Annotated in this window: 17 protein-coding genes; 7 read left to right on the top strand and 10 right to left on the bottom strand. The window is 58.8% G+C overall.

Annotated elements, in window-relative coordinates; genetic code table 11:
- The first annotated feature begins 78 nt into the window (after positions 1-78).
- On the top strand, positions 79-834 hold the full coding sequence (locus BMZ10_RS18830) for a substrate-binding periplasmic protein (RefSeq protein WP_093465738.1): 756 nt from the start codon (positions 79-81) through the stop codon (positions 832-834).
- A 49-nt stretch (positions 835-883) separates the two neighbouring features.
- Here BMZ10_RS18830 and BMZ10_RS18825 read toward each other — a convergent pair whose 3' ends face one another.
- The 5 genes from BMZ10_RS18825 to gpmI all read right to left on the bottom strand — a co-directional run bounded on the left by BMZ10_RS18825 (position 884) and on the right by gpmI (position 8,335).
- Positions 884-2,845 carry an acyltransferase family protein gene (locus BMZ10_RS18825; protein ID WP_218147264.1) on the bottom strand — a complete coding sequence of 654 codons (1,962 nt, stop codon included), beginning with the start codon at positions 2,843-2,845 and terminating at the stop codon, positions 884-886.
- 317 nt (positions 2,846-3,162) lie between these two features.
- A complete protein-coding gene (locus BMZ10_RS18820; protein ID WP_093465734.1) occupies positions 3,163-3,963 on the bottom strand; it encodes a divergent polysaccharide deacetylase family protein in 801 nt (266 codons plus the stop codon).
- A 1-nt stretch (position 3,964) separates the two neighbouring features.
- Complete coding sequence (locus BMZ10_RS18815; RefSeq protein WP_093465732.1) at positions 3,965-5,296, bottom strand: S41 family peptidase; 1,332 nt, start codon at positions 5,294-5,296, stop codon at positions 3,965-3,967.
- A 30-nt stretch (positions 5,297-5,326) separates the two neighbouring features.
- Complete coding sequence (locus BMZ10_RS18810; RefSeq protein WP_093465730.1) at positions 5,327-6,637, bottom strand: murein hydrolase activator EnvC family protein; 1,311 nt, start codon at positions 6,635-6,637, stop codon at positions 5,327-5,329.
- 162 nt (positions 6,638-6,799) lie between these two features.
- On the bottom strand, positions 6,800-8,335 hold the full coding sequence (gene gpmI / locus BMZ10_RS18805) for a 2,3-bisphosphoglycerate-independent phosphoglycerate mutase (protein WP_093465728.1): 1,536 nt from the start codon (positions 8,333-8,335) through the stop codon (positions 6,800-6,802).
- 145 nt (positions 8,336-8,480) lie between these two features.
- On the opposite strand from gpmI, the gene BMZ10_RS18800 reads away from it, so the two are divergent.
- Genes BMZ10_RS18800 through secB form a run of 3 tightly spaced genes read left to right on the top strand, consistent with a single transcriptional unit; the run spans position 8,481 to position 9,674 of the window.
- Positions 8,481-8,894: a rhodanese-like domain-containing protein gene (locus BMZ10_RS18800; protein ID WP_093465726.1), complete on the top strand. Its 414-nt coding sequence runs from the start codon at positions 8,481-8,483 to the stop codon at positions 8,892-8,894.
- A 1-nt stretch (position 8,895) separates the two neighbouring features.
- Positions 8,896-9,150, top strand: a complete 255-nt coding sequence (gene grxC / locus BMZ10_RS18795; RefSeq protein ID WP_093465724.1) for a glutaredoxin 3 — start codon at positions 8,896-8,898, stop codon at positions 9,148-9,150.
- A gap of 38 nt (positions 9,151-9,188) precedes the next feature.
- Entirely contained in the window at positions 9,189-9,674 is a 486-nt protein-coding gene (gene secB / locus BMZ10_RS18790; protein WP_093465722.1) for a protein-export chaperone SecB, read from the top strand.
- Between the two features lie 223 nt (positions 9,675-9,897).
- Here the strand turns inward: secB and trmL are convergent, their stop codons facing one another.
- A complete protein-coding gene (gene trmL, locus BMZ10_RS18785; protein WP_093465720.1) occupies positions 9,898-10,353 on the bottom strand; it encodes a tRNA (uridine(34)/cytosine(34)/5-carboxymethylaminomethyluridine(34)-2'-O)-methyltransferase TrmL in 456 nt (151 codons plus the stop codon).
- Here trmL and BMZ10_RS18780 point away from each other — a divergent pair.
- On the top strand, positions 10,352-10,792 hold the full coding sequence (locus tag BMZ10_RS18780) for a hypothetical protein (protein WP_093465718.1): 441 nt from the start codon (positions 10,352-10,354) through the stop codon (positions 10,790-10,792). The two genes, trmL and BMZ10_RS18780, sit on opposite strands and share 2 nt — an antisense overlap.
- Positions 10,793-11,111: 319 nt before the next feature.
- On the opposite strand, the gene tauD is transcribed toward BMZ10_RS18780, so the two are convergent.
- From tauD to tauA, 4 genes are all read right to left on the bottom strand, one after another.
- Positions 11,112-11,945: a taurine dioxygenase gene (tauD, locus tag BMZ10_RS18775; RefSeq protein ID WP_093465716.1), complete on the bottom strand. Its 834-nt coding sequence runs from the start codon at positions 11,943-11,945 to the stop codon at positions 11,112-11,114.
- A gap of 65 nt (positions 11,946-12,010) precedes the next feature.
- The gene (tauC, locus tag BMZ10_RS18770) at positions 12,011-12,859 is read right to left on the bottom strand and encodes a taurine ABC transporter permease TauC (RefSeq protein WP_093465714.1); all 849 of its coding nucleotides are present in this window, start codon (positions 12,857-12,859) and stop codon (positions 12,011-12,013) included.
- The gene (tauB, locus tag BMZ10_RS18765) at positions 12,856-13,647 is read right to left on the bottom strand and encodes a taurine ABC transporter ATP-binding subunit (RefSeq protein WP_093465712.1); all 792 of its coding nucleotides are present in this window, start codon (positions 13,645-13,647) and stop codon (positions 12,856-12,858) included. Before tauB ends, tauC begins: the two co-directional genes overlap by 4 nt.
- Positions 13,648-13,701: 54 nt before the next feature.
- Positions 13,702-14,679, bottom strand: a complete 978-nt coding sequence (tauA, locus tag BMZ10_RS18760; protein ID WP_093465710.1) for a taurine ABC transporter substrate-binding protein — start codon at positions 14,677-14,679, stop codon at positions 13,702-13,704.
- Between the two features lie 813 nt (positions 14,680-15,492).
- Between tauA and BMZ10_RS18755 the strand changes: the two genes are divergently transcribed.
- The gene (locus BMZ10_RS18755) at positions 15,493-16,857 is read left to right on the top strand and encodes an OprD family outer membrane porin (RefSeq protein ID WP_093465708.1); all 1,365 of its coding nucleotides are present in this window, start codon (positions 15,493-15,495) and stop codon (positions 16,855-16,857) included.
- Between the two features lie 181 nt (positions 16,858-17,038).
- Positions 17,039-17,677, top strand: coding sequence for a peroxiredoxin (locus BMZ10_RS18750; RefSeq protein WP_093465706.1), 639 nt, complete (start codon positions 17,039-17,041; stop codon positions 17,675-17,677).
- Positions 17,678-18,013: the final 336 nt, after the last annotated feature.

Below are 18,013 nucleotides of genomic sequence, written 5' to 3'. Positions count from 1 at the left end.
CCACACCCATTGCCGAACTGGACAACGCCCAAGGTTAGCGGCACTCTCTTGCCGTCGTCAGGATCAGGTGCCAGGGATATGTTCAAAGGTGTTTTTCTTGCGCTGATCAGCGTGGCTGCATTGCTGTCAGGAACTGCCCGTGCAGACAATGCGCCGGGTTATTCAATGGTGCTTCTCACCGAAAACTTCCCGCCTTACAACATGGCGACCGACGGCAAGAATTTCGCCCAGGAAAGTAATATCAAGGGCATCGCCGTCGAGATCGTCCGCGAAACCTTCAAGCGGGCCGGCATCGGCTACAACATGACCCTGCGATTCCCGTGGGATCGAATCTACAAACTCGCCCTGGAAAAGCCCGGTTACGGCGTGTTCGTGACGGCGCGTCTGCCTGAGCGCGAAAAACTCTTCAAATGGGTCGGCCCGATCGGCCCCGATGACTGGATCATGCTGGCGCGCGCGGACAGCCCGATCCAGCTGTCCTCGCTGGACGAAGCGCGGCAATACAGAATCGGCGCTTACAAGGGCGATGCCATCGCCGAAGAGCTGGACCGTCAGGGCATGAACCCGATTACGGTGCTCAGTGACAAAGACAACGCCAAAAAGCTGGTCGATGGTCAGATCGATCTCTGGGCTACGGGTGATCCCGCTGGACGTTATCTGGCCCGTCAGGAAGGCGTGACCGGCCTGAAAACCGTGCTGCGTTTCAACAGCGCGGAATTGTTTCTGGCGCTCAACAAAGACACCCCTGATGATGTGGTTGCCAAGCTGCAGGCGGCCCTCGATCAACTGCGCAAAGAGGGCCTGGTCGACAGCATTCTCGGCAAGTACCTCTGACGAACGCTCCGTCAGCTATGTCGACGCCAGCTGAAGGCGCCTTCAGGCATCACTCGGCAATCGCCATCTTCAACGGCTCGCTCAACAGCTTGGCGCCCGAAGCACTCAGGTGGTTGTCGTCCAGGTAATAGAAGCTCTTGTCCTTGCCGATCTCACAGCTGGTTGCGTTGCAGAAATACTGTTTGGTGCGGATGACCTGCAGCTGACCGTCGTTGGTTTCTTGATCGAGCATCGCCATTTCCCCTGCGTCCCAGGCGTCAATAGCCGTTCTGGGCACGTTGTCGCCCAGCGCGCTGACCACCGCTTTGACGTGACCGAACATCTGGATATCGGGCACTTGCTCCAGAATGAACAGCTTGCTTTCGGGGGTTGTACGGGTGAAGAACTTCACCGTCGAATCGACGCCTCGGGCAACGACCTGTTGCGGTGTCAGGCCCTGCTCACCTGTTTCAAGCTGCAGAAGGTGATGCTTCTTCTGCAGAACGTTTTTCTTCTGCCAGCCATGCATGTACAGCGTCCAGCGGCCGACCAGAATGATCTTCTCCGGCTGCAGATTGGCGACTTGTTCGGCATACCGCGCGAGCTGTCCCGGCTTGTCGCAGTTGGAGCTGTTGCCAATGCCGTCGTAGCGCTCAAGCCCGACCAGCGGCGGGCAGCCGGGAATCGAGACGAACATGTACGTCATGCCCGCGTCTTCGCTGAAGGCATCCACCAGCGGCAGGACGTGCGAGTCGCCGAACAACACCACCAGCCGGCTGCCCGTGCCGATCTTCTTGCAGACCAGTTCCGAACCGCCCGAATCGTAGCCATCGCAGTCCTGCACATTCACGGCCATCGGATCGACCTGCGGTTTGAACACCGTGTTCAGCGTCCCGCCGATCGCCAGCAGCAGCACGATGCTGGCCACGGCCCACTTGAACACGCCAGCCTGGGAAATCCTGTTCTTGTAGCGAAACGGCGCTTCGATGTATTTCCAGCTGATCCAGGCCAGCCCGAACACAGCGATGATCAGCAGCGGAAATATCGCTTCGTCGTAGTTCGAGAACTGCAACGGCGACAGGCGATACAGCGCGAAAATCGGCTGGTGCCACAGATAGGCGCTGTACGAGAGCAGCCCGATCCAGACCATCGGCTTGAGCGACAGCACCCTGCCGGTCACGCATTGCGGCGAGGCGAACAGAATGATCAGGCAGGTGCCCAGCACAGGAATGACGGTGTAGAGACTGGGGAAGGGCGTGGTTTCTTCGAAGCCGAAGATCGAATACAGCACCATGCCGACACCGATGATTGCCAGCGCTGCCTTGTAAGGTTTGAACCCCACTGCGGGCGCTGCGACGCCGGAGGTGCGGAACAGCACCATCGCCGTCAGCGAGCCTGCCAGCAGCTCCCACGCACGGGTCGGAAGCAGGTAGAAATTGATCGCCGGATGGTATGTCGCGCCCCATTCCGCCAGCGCCAGCGACCCGCAGGTGATGCACAGAATGAACAGCGTCAGGCGCGGCTTCTTGAGTTTCCAGGCCAGCAGCAGGAACAGCGGAAAGAAGATGTAGTACTGCTCCTCGACGGCCAGGCTCCACGTATGCAATAGCGGTTGTTCGCCCGCCGCGGGATCGAAATAGTCGGTGTTGCGCCAGAAGAACAGATTGGACGCAAACACGGCCACTGACATGATGCTGCGTCCCAGGTTCTGGAGGTCGCTGTCGAGCATCCAGGCCAGTGCGAACGGCAGCGTGGCGATGATCACGAAGAACAGCGCAGGTAAAATCCGGCGTGCCCGTCGCTCGTAGAATTTGAGAATGGAAAAATGCCCCTGCGCGATCTCCGCCGCCAGGATGGACGTAATCAGATAGCCCGAGATCACGAAGAAGATATCGACACCGACAAAGCCGCCGGAGAAGAACGTGAAGCCTGCGTGAAACAGGATCACCGGGAGCACGGCTACCGTCCGCAGCCCATCAATTTCAGGCCGGTATTTCAATACGCGATCGGGTTGGGCGAGAGTCGGATTCATGAGCGCCTTGATCGAAGTAAGGGTGGATCGGGGGTGGCACTCCAATACGGGGCGCTGCATCCATTCGAGATCCAACATAAAGCAGCGCCGGTTTCTGTCAAATTAATGACCTGAATCGGAGGCTGTTTTGATAGCGTGTTTGATGGTGCCAGAAATACGACGATTGCTCGGAAGCGTCCGCAAACAAGGACTTGCGACACACCCAAGTCAGGAGCGGGGAAGGTAACGGGTTAACCGGATGCGAGAGAACCGACGAACGTAGCCGGTCGGCAGGCGCCAACGAGTGCCGTCACTTCAAGAACGGCAAGCGGCGAGTTCTAGCGGTACACGCCGTTCTTGCCATGCCCGGTCATCGCTTGGTTGCCCCGAATGCTGATCATGTGGCGCAGTTCGATCCAGTCGATGCCCTGCGACTTGAGTTTGGGCAGCTCCCGTTCGAGCACGTCCATCGTCACAGGGTACGGATGGCCGATCATCACGGCAGAGCCCTGCTTGTGTGCCAGTTTGATCGCAGTCTGCAGCTGAGTGCTGATGGCCTCGGCGGTGCGTTCATCGTCCAGGAAGACGTCGCGCGAGACGCTTGCCAGACCGATCTTCTGTGCCTCGGCGGCGGCGACTGTCTTTGCGCTGGTGCGGCTGTCGACCAGAAACAGATGCCGGCGCTGCAGTTCGCCAACCAGCCAGCTCATCGCCACCGGCTCGGCGGTCATGCGGCTGCCTTCGTGGTTGTTGATGCCTGCGGCATACGGCACTTTCAGCAGAGCTGCGTTCAGGCGCGACTCCAGTTCGGGCAGTGCAAGATCGGGTCGCCACGCATAGGGTCCGGTGGCCGGATCCATCGGCATATGCAGCATGACTGTTTTGCCCGCCTTGTGCGCCTGACGCGCGAAGTCGGTGGCGTGCGGCGTGTCCGGCATGATCGCGAGCGTCACCGGGCCGGGGAGGGCCAGCGCTCGGCTGTCTTTCTCCGGGCTTTGTCCGAGATCGTCGATGATCAGGCTAAGGTACGCGACCTTCGGCTTTTTACCGTCGTTTGCAGGGGATTCGGCGGACGTCGCCTGCGCGACGCCCGTCATGACAGCGAGGGCGCAGAAGAGCCCGGTCAGGCAGAGGCGCATATCAATTGCCGCGTGTGACACTCAATCCCTTGAGCAGACTGAGGGCCTGATTCAACTGGTAATCGTCGTCCTGCGGACGCGCCTTGCCAGCCTTGGCTTTGGTGGTCGGTTTGTCCGCGCCGCCATTACCGTTGCCCAGATGGCCGAGCAGGTCGGCCTCTTTGTAGTTCTCGCCGTCGGCTTCTGCCGTGACCTTGGCGCGTTTGACTTCGATGTCCGGGTTGATGCCCTGCGCCTGAATCGAACGGCCATTTGGCGTGTAATACAGCGCAGTGGTGATCTTCAGCGCGCGATCGTTGGCGAGCGGCAGCACCGTCTGCACCGAACCTTTGCCGAACGAGTCGGTGCCCATCAGGATGCCGCGTTTCTGATCCTGCAATGCGCCGGCGACGATTTCGGACGCCGAGGCACTGCCACCGTTGATCAGCACCACCAGGGGGGCGCCTTCGCTGGCGTCGGCCGGATCGGCCGAGAAACGCAGTTCGGAATTGGCGATGCGGCCCTTGGTGTAAACGATCAGGCCCTTGGTCAGGAAATGGTCGGCCACTTCGACGGCCGCTTGCAACACACCGCCCGGGTTGTTGCGCAGGTCCAGGATCAGGCCGTTCATCTTCTTGCCGTTGTCCTTGCGCAGCTTGGCCAGCGCCTTGCCGACTTCCTCGCCGGTCTTGACCTGGAACTGCGTGATGCGGATGTAGCCGTAGCCCGGCTCCAGCATCTGCGACTTCACGCTCTTGACCTGAATGGTGGCGCGCGCCAGCGTCACGTCGAACGGGTTGCCGCCATCGCGTACCAGCGTCAGGGTGATTTTCTCGCCGATCTTGCCGCGCATCTTGTCGACCGCTTCCTGCATGGTCTGGCCTTGGGTCGGCGTGCCGTTGATCTTGACGATCAGGTCGCCGGCCTCAATGCCCGCCTTGGAAGCCGGTGTGTCATCGATGGGCGAGACGACTTTTATGAAGCCGTCCTCGACACCCACTTCGATACCCAGACCGCCAAACTCGCCGCTGGTGCTTTCCTGCAGTTCCTGGAAGTCTTCCGGGCCCAGGTAAGCGGAGTGCGGATCGAGGTTGCTGAGCATGCCTTTGATGGCGTTTTCCAGCAGGGTCTTGTCATCCACCGGCTCGACGTACGCGGCTTTGATCCGGTCCATCACCTCGGCGAAGGTGCGCAGCTCGTCGAGCGGCAGCGGGGCCTTGACGGTCGCGGCGTTGGCCGGCACTGACGCGGCAGGCGTTGTCGCCGGAGCGGCACCGGCGGCGTGCGCCAGAGGAGCGCCGATAACCACGGCGATAGTCAGGGCCAGCGAGGTGAGGCGGGACGAAAACAGCATGTCTTACGAACTCCTGAGTGAGGTGTCGACTTATCCTTGAGTGCGACACCATTGGGCCGGATCACTAGGGCGACCCTGCTGACGAATAGCGAAATACAGAGCCGGAGTGTCCTGACCGCCACCACTGTTGCCGACGGTGGAGATCGCCTCTCCGGCTTTTACAACGTCACCAGCCTCTTTCAACAGACTCTGGTTGTGACCGTACAAACTCAAATAACCGTTGCCGTGATCGAGAATGACCAGAAGGCCTGCGCCACGCAACCAGTCGGCAAAGACCACACGACCACCATGCACAGCATGTACCTGACTGCCTGCGGCAGCGCTGATCATCACGCCGTCCCACTTGGTCCGCTCGTCATCGCCGCGGGTTTCACCGAAGCGCGCCAACAATCGACCATCGACAGGCCAAGGAAGTTTTCCTTTTGCTTGTTCAAAAGGTCCGCCATAGGACTGCCCTGCGCTGGAAACCATGGCGCCGGGCGCTTTTACCGGCCGACGCGGCGCTTCGTCGCTGTCATCTTTGCCGCGACTTTTGGCCAGTGCTTCCTGCTCGCGCTGGCGCTTCTCCGCTTCCTGCTGAGCGAGCAGCGCTTTCTGACGCGCTTCTTCTGCTTCGCGGGCTTGTCGGGCGAGGGTTTCTTCGATGGTCTTGAGGACTTTAGTCAGGTCCGCCTGATCCTGCTGGCGTGCCTGTAGCTTCTGGTCACGTGCCTTGTAGTCCTGATTCAGCTTGGCAAGTGCGACCTGACGCTCTTGGCGAACGGTCTCGAGCTGGGATTTCTGGTCGTCCAGCGAGCTTTTCTGCACGAGCAACTGCGCCTGTTGCAGGTCGATGTCTTTCTCGACCTCCGCCAACTGACGCAGGGTTTCATTGAAATTGCGCAACTGCTCCAGGCGCGCCTGGCTCAGGTAGTCGTAATAGGTGAGGGTGCGGGCGAATTTCTCGGGGTTCTGCTGGTTCAGCAGCAGCTTGAGGTATTCCTGCCGGCCGCTTTGATAGGCCGCGCGGGCTTGAATCGCGATCAGGCGTTGCTGTTCAACGCGTGCGCTCTGGAGTTTTTTTTTCTCACCGTCGAGCCGTTGAAGCTCGGTTTCACTCTTTTTTAGTTCTTTTTGCAGGGCCTCCACCTGCTTTTCCAGCTTGCCCATTTCGGTTTCGGTAGAGCGCAGATCTTTCTGAACGCCGGACTTTTCTTCCTGCAGCTGACTCAAGGCCTTCTTCAGCTCGGTAATGTCCTGACGTGTGGCATCCAGCTGTTTCTGGGTTTGTGCGCGCTCATCATCGGCAAAGGTCGGATTGAGCAGACAAATCAAAGCAAAGGCGATCAGGGCGCGAAGCATGAGGTTGGGCGATACCGGGAGTGAAGACGGGCCTAGTATGCCCGCCAGTGGCTGCAAAAAAAACGCTCTGTGGACGAGCCTTTCAGACATTTCATACAAATATAGGCGCTTGCACCGATAGGAACCGGCCTGTCAGTCGCTGACAGGCCGGTTCCGAGCGCCTTACTTGGTGATCAGAATCGAGGTGCCGGTCATTTCTTTCGGAATGTCCATGCCCAGCAACGTCAGCATGGTCGGCGCGACATCCGCCAGCACACCACCTTCACGGACTTTCAGGTCACGCTTGCCGACGTAGACGAATGGCACCGGCTCGGTGGTATGCGCGGTGTGCGCCTGACCGGTCGTGTCATCGGTCATTTGCTCGACGTTGCCGTGGTCGGCTGTGATCAGCGCTTCGCCACCCACTTTTTCCAGCGCCTCGGTGATGCGACCCACGCACACGTCCAGGCATTCAACCGCCTTGATTGCGGCCTCCATGATGCCGCTGTGGCCGACCATGTCGCCGTTCGCGTAATTGACGACGATCACGTCATAGCGCTGATTTTCAATGGCGTCGACGATCTTGTCGGTCACTTCCGGCGCGCTCATTTCCGGCTGCAGGTCGTAAGTGGCAACTTTCGGAGAAGGAATCAGGATGCGCTCTTCGCCGGGGAACGGCTCTTCGCGGCCGCCGGAGAAGAAGAACGTCACATGGGCGTATTTCTCGGTTTCGGCGATGCGCAACTGGGTCTTGCCGTTGTTCGACAGGTACTCGCCGAGCACGTTATGCAGACCTTCTTTGGTGAACGCAGCAGGTGCCGGAATGCTCGCGGCGTACTGCGTCAGCATCACGAAGCCGGCCAGTTTTGGCTGGCGAGCGCGGGCGAAGTCTTTGAAGTCATCCTCGACGAACACGCGGGTGAGTTCGCGAGCACGGTCGGCGCGGAAGTTCATGAACACGACGGCGTCACCGTCTTCGACCTTGACCTGCTCGCCGATGCGTGTGGCTTTGACGAACTCGTCGTTCTCGTCACGCCCGTACGCTGCATCCAGCCCGGCCTTGGCGGTCTCGGCCTGGAATTCAGACGTGCCATCGACGATCAGGTTGTAGGCGGATTCGACGCGGTCCCAACGGTTGTCACGGTCCATGGCGAAATACCGGCCAATGATCGTGGCCGTACGACCTTTGCCCAGACGCTTGTAGGTCGTCTCCATGGTGTCGAGGTATTTGTGGGCGCTGCGCGGCGGAGTATCGCGACCGTCCAGGAAGGCGTGCAGGTAAATCTTGTCGGCGCCACGTCTGGCTGCCAGTTCGACCATCGCCACCAGGTGGTCTTCGTGGCTGTGCACGCCACCGTCAGACAGCAGACCCAGAATGTGAACCGCCTTGCCTGCGCCAACGGCCTTGTCCACAGCGGTGCAGATGGCCGGGTTCTCGAAGAACTCGCCGTCGCGGATCGCTTTGGTGACGCGAGTGAAATCCTGATAAACCACGCGGCCGGCACCCAGGTTCATGTGGCCGACTTCGGAGTTGCCCATCTGCCCGTCGGGCAGACCGACGTCCATGCCGGAACCGGAGATCAGGCCGTTAGGCATGGTCTTGTAGAGGCGATCGAAGACCGGCATCTTCGCTTCGTAGACCGCGTTGCCGTGATGGCTGTCGCTGTGACCGAAGCCGTCCAGGATGATCAGAACCAAAGGTTTAGGCGTGGTAGTCATGAATCCCACTCTTGGCAAATAGGTGAAGTAGAAAAAAGATCGACAGTTTAGGTTGAAGTTCAAACGGCGTCACTGCCGTACGGGCTTTGGCCGACCTTGGGGGCTGTGTATACTGGCCGACATTTTAACGCCCTGGAACCTGATGATGGTTGCTCACCTGATTGAATTTGCCACTAACCACTATTTACTGGCTGGCGCTTTTGTCATCCTGCTGGCGCTGTTGATTGCAACGGAGCTTAGCAAAGGCGGCCGTAGCCTGAGCACCGGTGAGCTGACCGCACTGGTCAATCGCGATGAAGCGGTTGTCATCGACGTACGGGCCAAGAAAGATTACGCCACCGGGCACATCGTCGGCGCGCTGAACTTCCCTCAGGACAAGGTGCTGACGCGCACCTCCGAGCTTGAAAAATACAAGTCCAAGACCCTTATCATCGTCGATGCCGCAGGCCAGCACGCGGGTCACACCGCTCGCGAGCTGCTCAAGGCCGGCTTCACCGCCGCCAAGCTGTCGGGCGGCATTTCGTCGTGGCGTGCTGACAACCTGCCGCTGGTGAAGTGAAATGGCTGAAGTCGTCGTCTATTCCAGCGATTATTGCCCTTATTGCTCCCGCGCCAAGTACCTGCTGGCGAGCAAGAATGTCGACTTCGAAGAGATCAAGGTCGACGGCAAGCCCCAGCTTCGCGCTGAAATGACCAAAAAAGCCGGGCGTACCTCGGTTCCGCAGATCTGGATCGGTTCGGTCCACGTCGGCGGTTGCGATGACCTCTTTGCACTGGAGCGCGCCGGCAAGCTCGACGCGCTGCTGAGCGCCTGAATTCGAACCCTACAAGACCTCAAAAGTAAGGATCTGAGATGACCGATCAACCGAATAACGGCGCCACTTCCAACGAAGAAGCCCCACAGTTTTCCCTGCAGCGCATCTACGTTCGCGACCTGTCGTTCGAAGCGCCGAAAAGCCCGGCGATCTTCCGTCAGGAGTGGACCCCAAGCGTGAGCCTGGACCTGAACACTCGCCAGAAGCAGCTGGAAAACGATTTCTATGAAGTCGTGCTGACCTTGTCGGTCGAAGTGAAGAACGGCGACGAAATCGCGTTCATCGCGGAAGTCCAGCAGGCGGGTATCTTCCTGATCAAGGGCCTGGACGACGCGTCCATGAGCCACACCCTTGGCGCCTTCTGCCCGAACATTCTATTCCCGTACGCTCGCGAAACCATCGACAGCCTGGTCGTGCGTGGCTCGTTCCCGGCGCTGATGCTGGCGCCGGTGAACTTCGACGCACTGTACGCACAAGAGCTGCAACGCATGCAGGAAGCGGGCGAGACCCCGACCGTCCAGTAAGCATTCGCTGCAACGAAAAAGCGCCCCTATGGGCGCTTTTTTTATAAAGGCGAATGCTGAAGTGGTAGGAGCGCGGCTTGTCCCGCGATCGGCGGGGAACCCGTCGTGAAATCGTGTGATGCGGTGAACTGGATGCACCGTGAACCTTGCATTTGCTGCCAGTGCCCGGCAGATCGCGGAACAAGCCACGCTCCTACAGGTGTGGATTGCACGCCCTTCAAGGTCATTTGAACCCCAATTGCCGCCAGCCCTCGTAAACCGCAACGGCCACGGTGTTCGAGAGGTTCAAACTGCGGCATCCTTCACGCATTGGCAAACGCAGGCGCTGTTCGCTGGTCAACGGGTCCAGCACCTCCGGTGGCAGGCCGCGGCTCTCCGGGCCGAAAAGGAACGCATCGCCTTCCTGAAACGCCACATCGTGAAAGGGTCGCGATCCCTTTGTGGTAAAAGCGAACAGCCGCGGTTGACCGATGCTCTCCAGGCAACTCGCCAAATCGGCGTGGCGGTGCAGCGTGGCGTACTCGTGGTAATCGAGGCCGGCACGACGCAGTCGCTTGTCATCGAGTTCGAAACCCAACGGTTCGATCAAATGCAGGTTGCAGCCGCTGTTGGCGCAAAGCCTGATGATGTTGCCGGTATTCGGCGGAATTTCTGGTTGAAAAAGGATCACGTGAAACATGCACGGCTCCGAACATAAGGATGGGGTGCATTCTACCCCCGAAGAGGACCCGAGGCCGAAGCTATGGCCTCGTGTTTTAGGCTCCATCGCGATTATCGGCTTCATGGTCGGCTTGATGATCGGTCGGCTGACCACGCCCGATCCCGTGGCATTGCAGCAGGTAGAGGTGCTGCAAGATGGCGTTGCGGTGTGGTTCAACCGCGAGCCACAGCTGCATGGCGAACACATCGACGGCGCAGTGGCCTTGCTGTTCAACGCCCAGGGGCAAGCGCAGCACGGCGAGCTCAAGCTCAACGGCAAAGACGTGCGCTGGAGAGTGCAACGAAGCGATAAGGGATTGTTGCTGAACCTGCTGGCGGCCCGTCCGTTGCACGGCCAATGGCGCGGTGCAACTCAGGACGGGCGCTGGAGACTCGAGGTGAGTCTGCGGGAGGAATAAAAGAGGGGAATCCCCGGCCTGCCTGTACCAAGGTCCCCAAAACTGGTGATGCTTAAGCTATTGCAGGCAGCGTGCCAGTTTTGAAAATCCCTCGCAGGGAAAGGTAAAAGCGTCTCGTAAGGCTCCGATTTAAAGCCTTAATCCCGCTGTGCTGTACCCACAACCCGGTTTTCTCGTTCGTTACCGCGTTCAGATTCGGGTGTTTAGTGATCAGATTTGCACGCTATTCGCGCATTTTCAGGTGCCAGGTAACCAAAGTGATGCACGGCTCGGCGTTCGAAAGTGAGCGTGCAGACGAGGCGCGGCGTCGAGTGCCCTATCAGAACGGCGCATCTCCCAGAATCGTGGCGCGATGCATCACCCGGCGTTGCGGGCGGTAGTCGTCCACCGCGTAATGCTGCGTCACGCGGTTGTCCCACATCGCCACGTCGTTTTCCTGCCAACGCCAGCGAATGGTGAACTCCGGCCGCGTGGCATGGGCGAAGAGCATTTTCAAAATGGCTTCGCTTTCTGCGGGTTCCAGTTCGTTGATCCGTGTTGTGAAACCGTCATTCACGAATAGCGCTTTACGCCCGCTGACCGGATGCGTGCGCACCACCGGGTGCGACAGCGGCGGATTCTTGCGCCGGGTTTCCTCCCAGCGCGCGAGGTCTTCGGGCGTGCTGCCAAAGCGTTCCAGAGGAAATGAACGAGTGAAGTCATGGGTGGCGGTCAGGCCGTCGAGCAGCGATCGCATCGGCGCCGACAACGCCTCGAACGCCGCGATACCGCTCGCCCACAGCGTGTCCCCACCATAGGCCGGCAGCTGCTTGGCGCTGAGTACCGCGCCCAAGGCCGGGGTCGGCAGAAACGTGACGTCGGTGTGCCAGATGGCGTTATCGCGCACGTCCGTCACTGCCGTGTCGAGGATCAGCACTTCTGGCTGCTCAGGGACGTTCGGGTAGATCGGATGAATATGCAGGTCGCCGAAATGGGCCGCGAAGCGCGCCTGTTGTTGCGGCGTCACTGGCTGGTCGCGGAAGAACAGCACCTGATGTTCGAGCAAGGCGCGTTCGATGGCATCGCGTTCTGCGCTCGTCAGGTCCCGGCTCAGGTCCACGCCGCTGATTTGCGCGCCCAATGCCGGGCTGAGCGGGGTGATATGAATGCTCATGTGGGTTCTCGTGTGTTGGGCGCCGAAGTGTCGGCGTGGTCAGTCATCGGGTTCGGTCGTCGGGTTCAGTGATTCTGGCCGTGCCACGGCACCAGCTTGCGCTGCAGTGCGCGCAGGCCCATTTCCAGCGCGAAGGCGATGAGGGCGATCACGAGGATTCCCAGCAGCACAACGTCGGTGACCAGAAACTGCGCGGCTGACTGAACCATGAAGCCCAGCCCGCTGGTGGCTGCGATCAATTCGGCTGCGACCAGTGTCGACCAGCCGACGCCCAGCCCGATGCGTACGCCGGTGAGGATGTCGGGTAGCGCACTGGGCAAGATGACGTGGCGAATCAGCTGCCAGCGGCTGGCACCGAGTGATTGCGCGGCGCGTATTTTTGCGCTGTCGACAGTGCGCACGCCGGTCGCGGTGGCGATCGCAATTGGCGCAAAGATCGCCAGATAAATCAGCAGGACCTTGGAGAATTCGCCGATCCCGCACCAGATCACGATCAGCGGCAGGTAGGCCAGCGGAGGGATCGGACGATAGAACTCGATCAGCGGATCGAAAATCCCGCGAGCGATCCGGTTATGACCGATGGCGATTCCCACGGGAATGGCCGTGAGCACCGCGAACAGCAGCGCCAGACCAATGCGCTGCAAACTCGCCCCCAGATGCTGCCAGAGTGTGGACTCCATGTAGCCTTTGGTCATCAGCAGCCAGGCTTTTTCGAGCACGGCCGATGGCGGCGGAAGAAACAAGGGTTCGACCCACTCCAGTGCGGTTACCAGCCACCAGCTGCCTAGCAGAACAGCGAGCGTCAGCACGCTGATGCTGCGAGTGCTTAGGTAGATGCCCGATGCTCGATGGGGCTTGCCTGGCAGACTGGCCGGGATCGTTTCGGCCGGGCTGGGCGTCTGGAAGCCACTCATGCCAGTTGCTCCCGAGTTGTCTGACGCTGGGAAAACACTTTGGCGAGCACATGCTCGCGGGTTTCGATAAAGCGTGGGTCCGACTTGATCGCGCGTGCCGACTCACCCGCACTGTAACGTTGGCCGAAGTCCAGCTGCAGGTGCTCGACGATTTGCCCGGGATCAGGTGCCAGCAGAATCAGGTCGGTCGCCAGAAACACGGCTTCTTCGATGTCGTGGGTAATCAGAAAGACGGGTTTGGCGCTGCGTTGCCAGACTTGCAGGAGCAGTTCCTGCATTTGTTCGCGAGTGAATGCGTCCAGCGCGCCGAAAGGCTCGTCCATCAACAGGACTCGTGGATCGGCAGCCAGCGCGCGCGCCAGGCCGACGCGCTGCTTCTGCCCGCCGGACAACTGCCAGATGCGGCGCTTGTCGAAGCCTGCGAGGTCAACCAGCGCCAGCATCTCCCGCGCTCTGGCTTCCCGCTGTTCGCGGGGCACGCCTGCCAGTTCAAGACCAAACGCGACGTTGGCCAGCACGTCTTGCCAAGGCAGCAGCGCGTCATCCTGAAAAACCACGCCGCGCTCCGCGCTTGGGCCTTCAACCGGAACGGTGTCCAGGGTGATGCGCCCTGCGCTGGGCGGAACGAACCCGGCAATCAGATTGAGCAGTGAAGTCTTGCCGCTGCCGGATGGCCCGAGCGCCACCAGCAATTGCTTGGGGCCAAGACTCAGGGAAATGTCCGACAGCACCGGCTTGGCCGCACCGGGATACTGTGCGCTGATGCGCTCCAGCTGCAATAAGGCCATGGCAATGACTCCGCTTCTATATAAGTGTGTGCTACGTGGGGCAGGGCACGCCGCTTACTGCGTCACGAACTTCGAGCTCACGTATGGGGTGTAATCAGCCAGCACTGCGTCGACCTTGCCTTGCTCTTTCAGGAACGCAGCAGTTTTGGTGATCGCCTCGGTGGTGGGGGCGCCCAGCTCTGTGGCCTGATCGGCTGCCAGCGGATAGACGTTGCCTTGCAGCAGGCCGGGGATATCGGTCGGTTTGGCGCCGGACAGTTTCACCAGCTTGTCGACATTGCTGCTGTCGGCCAGCCACGCTGCAGGATCCTTGCGGTATTCGGCATAAGCATCAAGCGTGGTTTTGGCGAAGGCTTTGACGATGTCGGGGTGTTTGTCGGCGAAATCCTTGCGCACGATCCAGGCGTCGAATGTCGGTGCGCCGACTTTGGCGAGCTCACCGGAGGTGATCAGTACCTTACCGGTTTCCTTGGCAACGCCCAGCGCGGGATCCCACACATAGGTTGCGTCGATGTCGCCGCGCTTCCAGGCAGCTGCAATCGCGGGTGGCGCAAGGTTAACGATCGTCACTTTCGCCGGGTCGATGTTCCAGTGTTTCAGCGCTGCCAGCAGGCTGTAGTGGCCAGTGGAAACGAATGGCACGGCCACTTTTTTACCGACCAGATCCTGAGGGCTGTTGATGCCGGAGTCGTTTCGCGCCACCAACGCTTCGGCCGCGCCAATTTGCGTGGCGATCAGGAAGGTCTCCACCGGCACCTTGCGCGTCGCTGCCGCCGTCAGCGGGCTTGAACCGAGGTAGCCTATCTGCACGTCGCCACTGGCGATCGCAGTGATCACGTCAGCACCGTTATCGAACTTGCGCCAGGAAATGTCTGAACCCGTGGCTTTTTCGTAGGCGCCATCGGCCTGGGCAACTTTGGCGGGATCCACGGTCGTCTGGTAGGCCACGGTGAAGTCCGCCGCGTGGGCAAGCCAAGCTGAACCTGCCAATGAAAGCGCAGCGAACAGGCGAAGGGGTTTAAGCAGTTTCATGATGACGCTCCGGATCAGGGCAGGCCGAGGACTGGTATCGCGGAGCGTAAATGATCTAAGAATCCGAAAATAAATAACGTTTTCGCATTTGCTTAGAGGAAATTTTCCAGGTGCTGCAGCACACGACCACAAAAAATTCAAAAGTTGCAATCGCTTGACGAGATTTCATCGAAATGTCACAAACTGTAAATAGGATCGCGAGGTCCGTTCCAGGGATGCTTTTGCCCTACACCCGCACGCGTTGCATAGCAAGGCTGGCGCAGGGGCCATCATGGATTTTCACGCGAGAGAAATCAGCCGGTTGGGGTTCTTGGTCAACTGACGATTGTTCTCTCGCTCTCTTGAAAAAAAGAGACGAATAGCAGGGTGACAACTGTAACAATTGCGTCTACGCGGCTATAAATGTCTTGCTTTTCAAAGAGTTGATTTGGTGTTTCTCATGTTATTTCGCAAGCTGCCTGTGACTGGGCGGTCAAGAACCGGTCGTACGATGTGGCAAAACTTATCGATCTGACGAACGGGGTAGAAATATTTTTTGGGAATTAGCTTTCGAGGCCGATACACTCCGCATCGGACGGCTGAAACGACTTGTGACATATAACTGCTTAGCATAAAAGCAGGTCAAACAGGTCTTTTTAGGTTTAAAGGATTTCCCTTACCTTGCAGCCAGCTGAAAATGCGGTCTAGTCAATTAGTCTTGGGGCCATTGACTCGCCGAGTCAGGTCCAGCGCTAATCGCGCATCCGCGGTCTTGAGCCTTCGGTCTCAGAGCCAAGGAAATACAAAAATTAGATTCAAGAGGAGCGATACACAATGAAGAAGTCCACCCTGGCCTTGGCCGTATCTGTCGGTGTCATGGCCACTCAGGCTGGTGCTGCTGGTTTCCTGGAAGACAGTAAGGCGACGCTCAGCTCGCGTACCATGTATTTCGAAAGCGACAACCGTGATGGCGGTGCAGACCAGCGCGAAACCGCTGAAGGCCTGCTGTTCAACTTCATCTCTGGCTACACTCCGGGCACCGTCGGCTTCGGTCTGGATGTGCAAGGCATGACCGGTATCCATTTGGGTGGCGGCATTGATGGCCACACGCCTACTACTGCCAACACTTTCTTCCCTACCGACACTGACGGTTCTTCGGTTGACACATGGTCGCGCCTGGGTGCGAACGCTAAGGTCAAGCTCTCGAAAACCGAGGTTAAAGTAGGTAACGCTCTTCAGCCTAACCTGCCGATCCTGGTTGCCAACGACGGCCGTCTGCTGCCTCAGACGTTCTCCGGCGGCACTATCCAGTCCAAAGAAATCGACAACCTGACCATCAACGCCGGTAAGTTGGAGCACCAAGCGGCTCGTGCTTCCAGCAACTACTCTGGTCTGTCGGTTAACGGTGCCTATAAAGATTCGAACAACTTCATGTTCGCGGGCGCTGACTGGAAGGTAACTAAAGACCTGACGCTGCAGGCTTACCACTCCGAACTGGAAGACTTCTACAAGCAGACTTTCCTGGGTCTGGTACACGTATTCCCGATTGCTGACGATCAGTCCTTCAAGACTGACCTGCGGTATTTCGACAGCAGCTCTGACGGCAAAAACGGTCAAGGCGCTGCGGGCTACACCTTCAACAACAACGGCGGTTATGCAAAAAACGCTGGCGAAGTTGACAACAAAACCTGGTCCGCAATGTTCACCTATACCTTGGGTGGCCATGCTCTGATGCTCGGTCATCAGCGTGTGAACGACGACGGCGGCTTCGTCTGGTTGAACCAGGGCGGCGTTACCAAGAATGGTCAGCCAGCGAACGCTGCCAACCATATCGACGGTCAGGGCGGCTCGAGCTTCTATCTGTTCACTGACTCGATGATCAACCAGTTTGCCCGTGCTGGTGAAAACACCACCTTCGGTCAGTACTCGTATGACTTCGCCCGCGTCGGCGTACCAGGCTTGAAAGCGGCATTCGCTTACCTGCACGGTACCGATATCAAGGCTGTCGCCACTGCTGCCGATCAGAGCCATGCTTCGGAGTGGGAACGTGACATGCGTATCGACTACGTCTTCCAGGATGGTTTCCTGAAAGGCTTTGGCGCTACTGTGCGTCGTGCGAACTACCGTGGCGACGCTCCTGGTATCGCAAACCAGGACCAGACCCGCGTTATCTTCAACTACACCTACGCGTTCAAATAAGCGTAGCGAGTCGTTGAGTTGAAAAGAGCCCCGCTTCGGCGGGGCTTTTTTATGCCCGTCCATTAGCATCGCTACTTTTTTTATACCGGAAAGGCTGCTCGCCATTGCCATTCGGTCTTTTGTTTTTTCCACGCAGGCATGCACAGTAGGGCGATAAAACACCACCAAAGGAGCTGACGACATGGGCCTAAAACTTGGCGATATCGCCCCTGACTTCGAACAGGATTCCAGCCAGGGACGCATCAGGTTTCACGAATGGCTTGGCGGCAAGTGGGCCGTGCTGTTTTCTCACCCGGCCGATTTCACGCCCGTTTGCACCACCGAGCTGGGCTTCACCGCAAAGCTCAAGGACGAATTCGACAAGCGCGACGTCAAAGCCATCGCGCTCTCCGTGGACCCGGTCGATTCACACCTGAAATGGATCGATGACATCAACTCCACGCAAAACACACTCGTCAATTTCCCGATTCTGGCGGACGCCGATCGCAAGGTGTCCGAGCTCTACGACCTGATTCATCCCAACGCCAGTGAGACGCTGACGGTTCGCTCGCTGTTCGTGATCGACCCGAACAAAAAAGTGCGCCTGTCTATTACCTATCCCGCCAGCACTGGGCGCAACTTCCATGAAATCCTGCGGGTGATCGACTCGTTGCAGCTGACCGACAACTACAAAGTCGCAACGCCTGCGAACTGGAAGGATGGCGAGGATGTGGTCATCGTCCCCTCGATCAAGGATGAGGACGAGATCAAGCAGCGTTTTCCGAAAGGCTATAAAGCCGTTACTCCTTACCTGCGTCTGACGCCTCAGCCCAACCGCTGATCCACCGTTTCAACCACGACATTCGGGCCGATTTATCGGCCCTTTTTTTTCGGAGGTCGAAATCGTCGTTTGAGCCAAGCGCCGCCAACCTGGGGTTGAGCGTGGTCAAGTTGTATTCAACGTGGGTGCACCGGACTGTTGATGAGCAGGCCCACTTCCCCAGGCAGCAACCGGCCTTGGTTGCTGTGATCGGGTCGGTTGCCTGGCTTGGGGCTCATCCGAGACTGTTATGCATATTCAGTTTGGTACTAACCAAATGAATAAATATGATTTTAGTGAATAACAAAGCCCTGTTAAGGTCTGTCCGTCTCGCTGAAATCGCGGGCAATGAATCCC

The sequence above is a fragment of the Pseudomonas sp. NFR16 genome (genome assembly GCF_900108875.1).
Taxonomy (GTDB): Bacteria; Pseudomonadota; Gammaproteobacteria; order Pseudomonadales; family Pseudomonadaceae; genus Aquipseudomonas.
Note: the sequence above shows the minus strand (reverse complement) of the source record. Positions and strands in the feature narration are given on the sequence as shown.

Excerpts from the sequence above, each read along its gene's own strand:
- BMZ10_RS18810 (WP_093465730.1), bottom strand. The coding sequence starts at position 6,637 with ATGCTTCGCGCCCTGATCGCCTTTGCTTTGATTTGTCTGCTCAATCCG.
- tauD (WP_093465716.1), bottom strand. The coding sequence starts at position 11,945 with ATGAGCATTCATATCACCCCGCTCAGCCCGGCATTGGGCGCGCAAATC.
- BMZ10_RS18800 (WP_093465726.1), top strand. The coding sequence starts at position 8,481 with ATGGTTGCTCACCTGATTGAATTTGCCACTAACCACTATTTACTGGCT.
- gpmI (WP_093465728.1), bottom strand. The coding sequence starts at position 8,335 with ATGACTACCACGCCTAAACCTTTGGTTCTGATCATCCTGGACGGCTTC.
- tauB (WP_093465712.1), bottom strand. The coding sequence starts at position 13,647 with ATGGCCTTATTGCAGCTGGAGCGCATCAGCGCACAGTATCCCGGTGCG.
- grxC (WP_093465724.1), top strand. The coding sequence starts at position 8,896 with ATGGCTGAAGTCGTCGTCTATTCCAGCGATTATTGCCCTTATTGCTCC.
- tauA (WP_093465710.1), bottom strand. The coding sequence starts at position 14,679 with ATGAAACTGCTTAAACCCCTTCGCCTGTTCGCTGCGCTTTCATTGGCA.
- secB (WP_093465722.1), top strand. The coding sequence starts at position 9,189 with ATGACCGATCAACCGAATAACGGCGCCACTTCCAACGAAGAAGCCCCA.
- BMZ10_RS18780 (WP_093465718.1), top strand. The coding sequence starts at position 10,352 with ATGCACGGCTCCGAACATAAGGATGGGGTGCATTCTACCCCCGAAGAG.
- BMZ10_RS18815 (WP_093465732.1), bottom strand. The coding sequence starts at position 5,296 with ATGCTGTTTTCGTCCCGCCTCACCTCGCTGGCCCTGACTATCGCCGTG.
- BMZ10_RS18820 (WP_093465734.1), bottom strand. The coding sequence starts at position 3,963 with ATGCGCCTCTGCCTGACCGGGCTCTTCTGCGCCCTCGCTGTCATGACG.
- BMZ10_RS18825 (WP_218147264.1), bottom strand. The coding sequence starts at position 2,845 with ATGAATCCGACTCTCGCCCAACCCGATCGCGTATTGAAATACCGGCCT.
- BMZ10_RS18755 (WP_093465708.1), top strand. The coding sequence starts at position 15,493 with ATGAAGAAGTCCACCCTGGCCTTGGCCGTATCTGTCGGTGTCATGGCC.
- BMZ10_RS18750 (WP_093465706.1), top strand. The coding sequence starts at position 17,039 with ATGGGCCTAAAACTTGGCGATATCGCCCCTGACTTCGAACAGGATTCC.
- trmL (WP_093465720.1), bottom strand. The coding sequence starts at position 10,353 with ATGTTTCACGTGATCCTTTTTCAACCAGAAATTCCGCCGAATACCGGC.
- tauC (WP_093465714.1), bottom strand. The coding sequence starts at position 12,859 with ATGAGTGGCTTCCAGACGCCCAGCCCGGCCGAAACGATCCCGGCCAGT.
- BMZ10_RS18830 (WP_093465738.1), top strand. The coding sequence starts at position 79 with ATGTTCAAAGGTGTTTTTCTTGCGCTGATCAGCGTGGCTGCATTGCTG.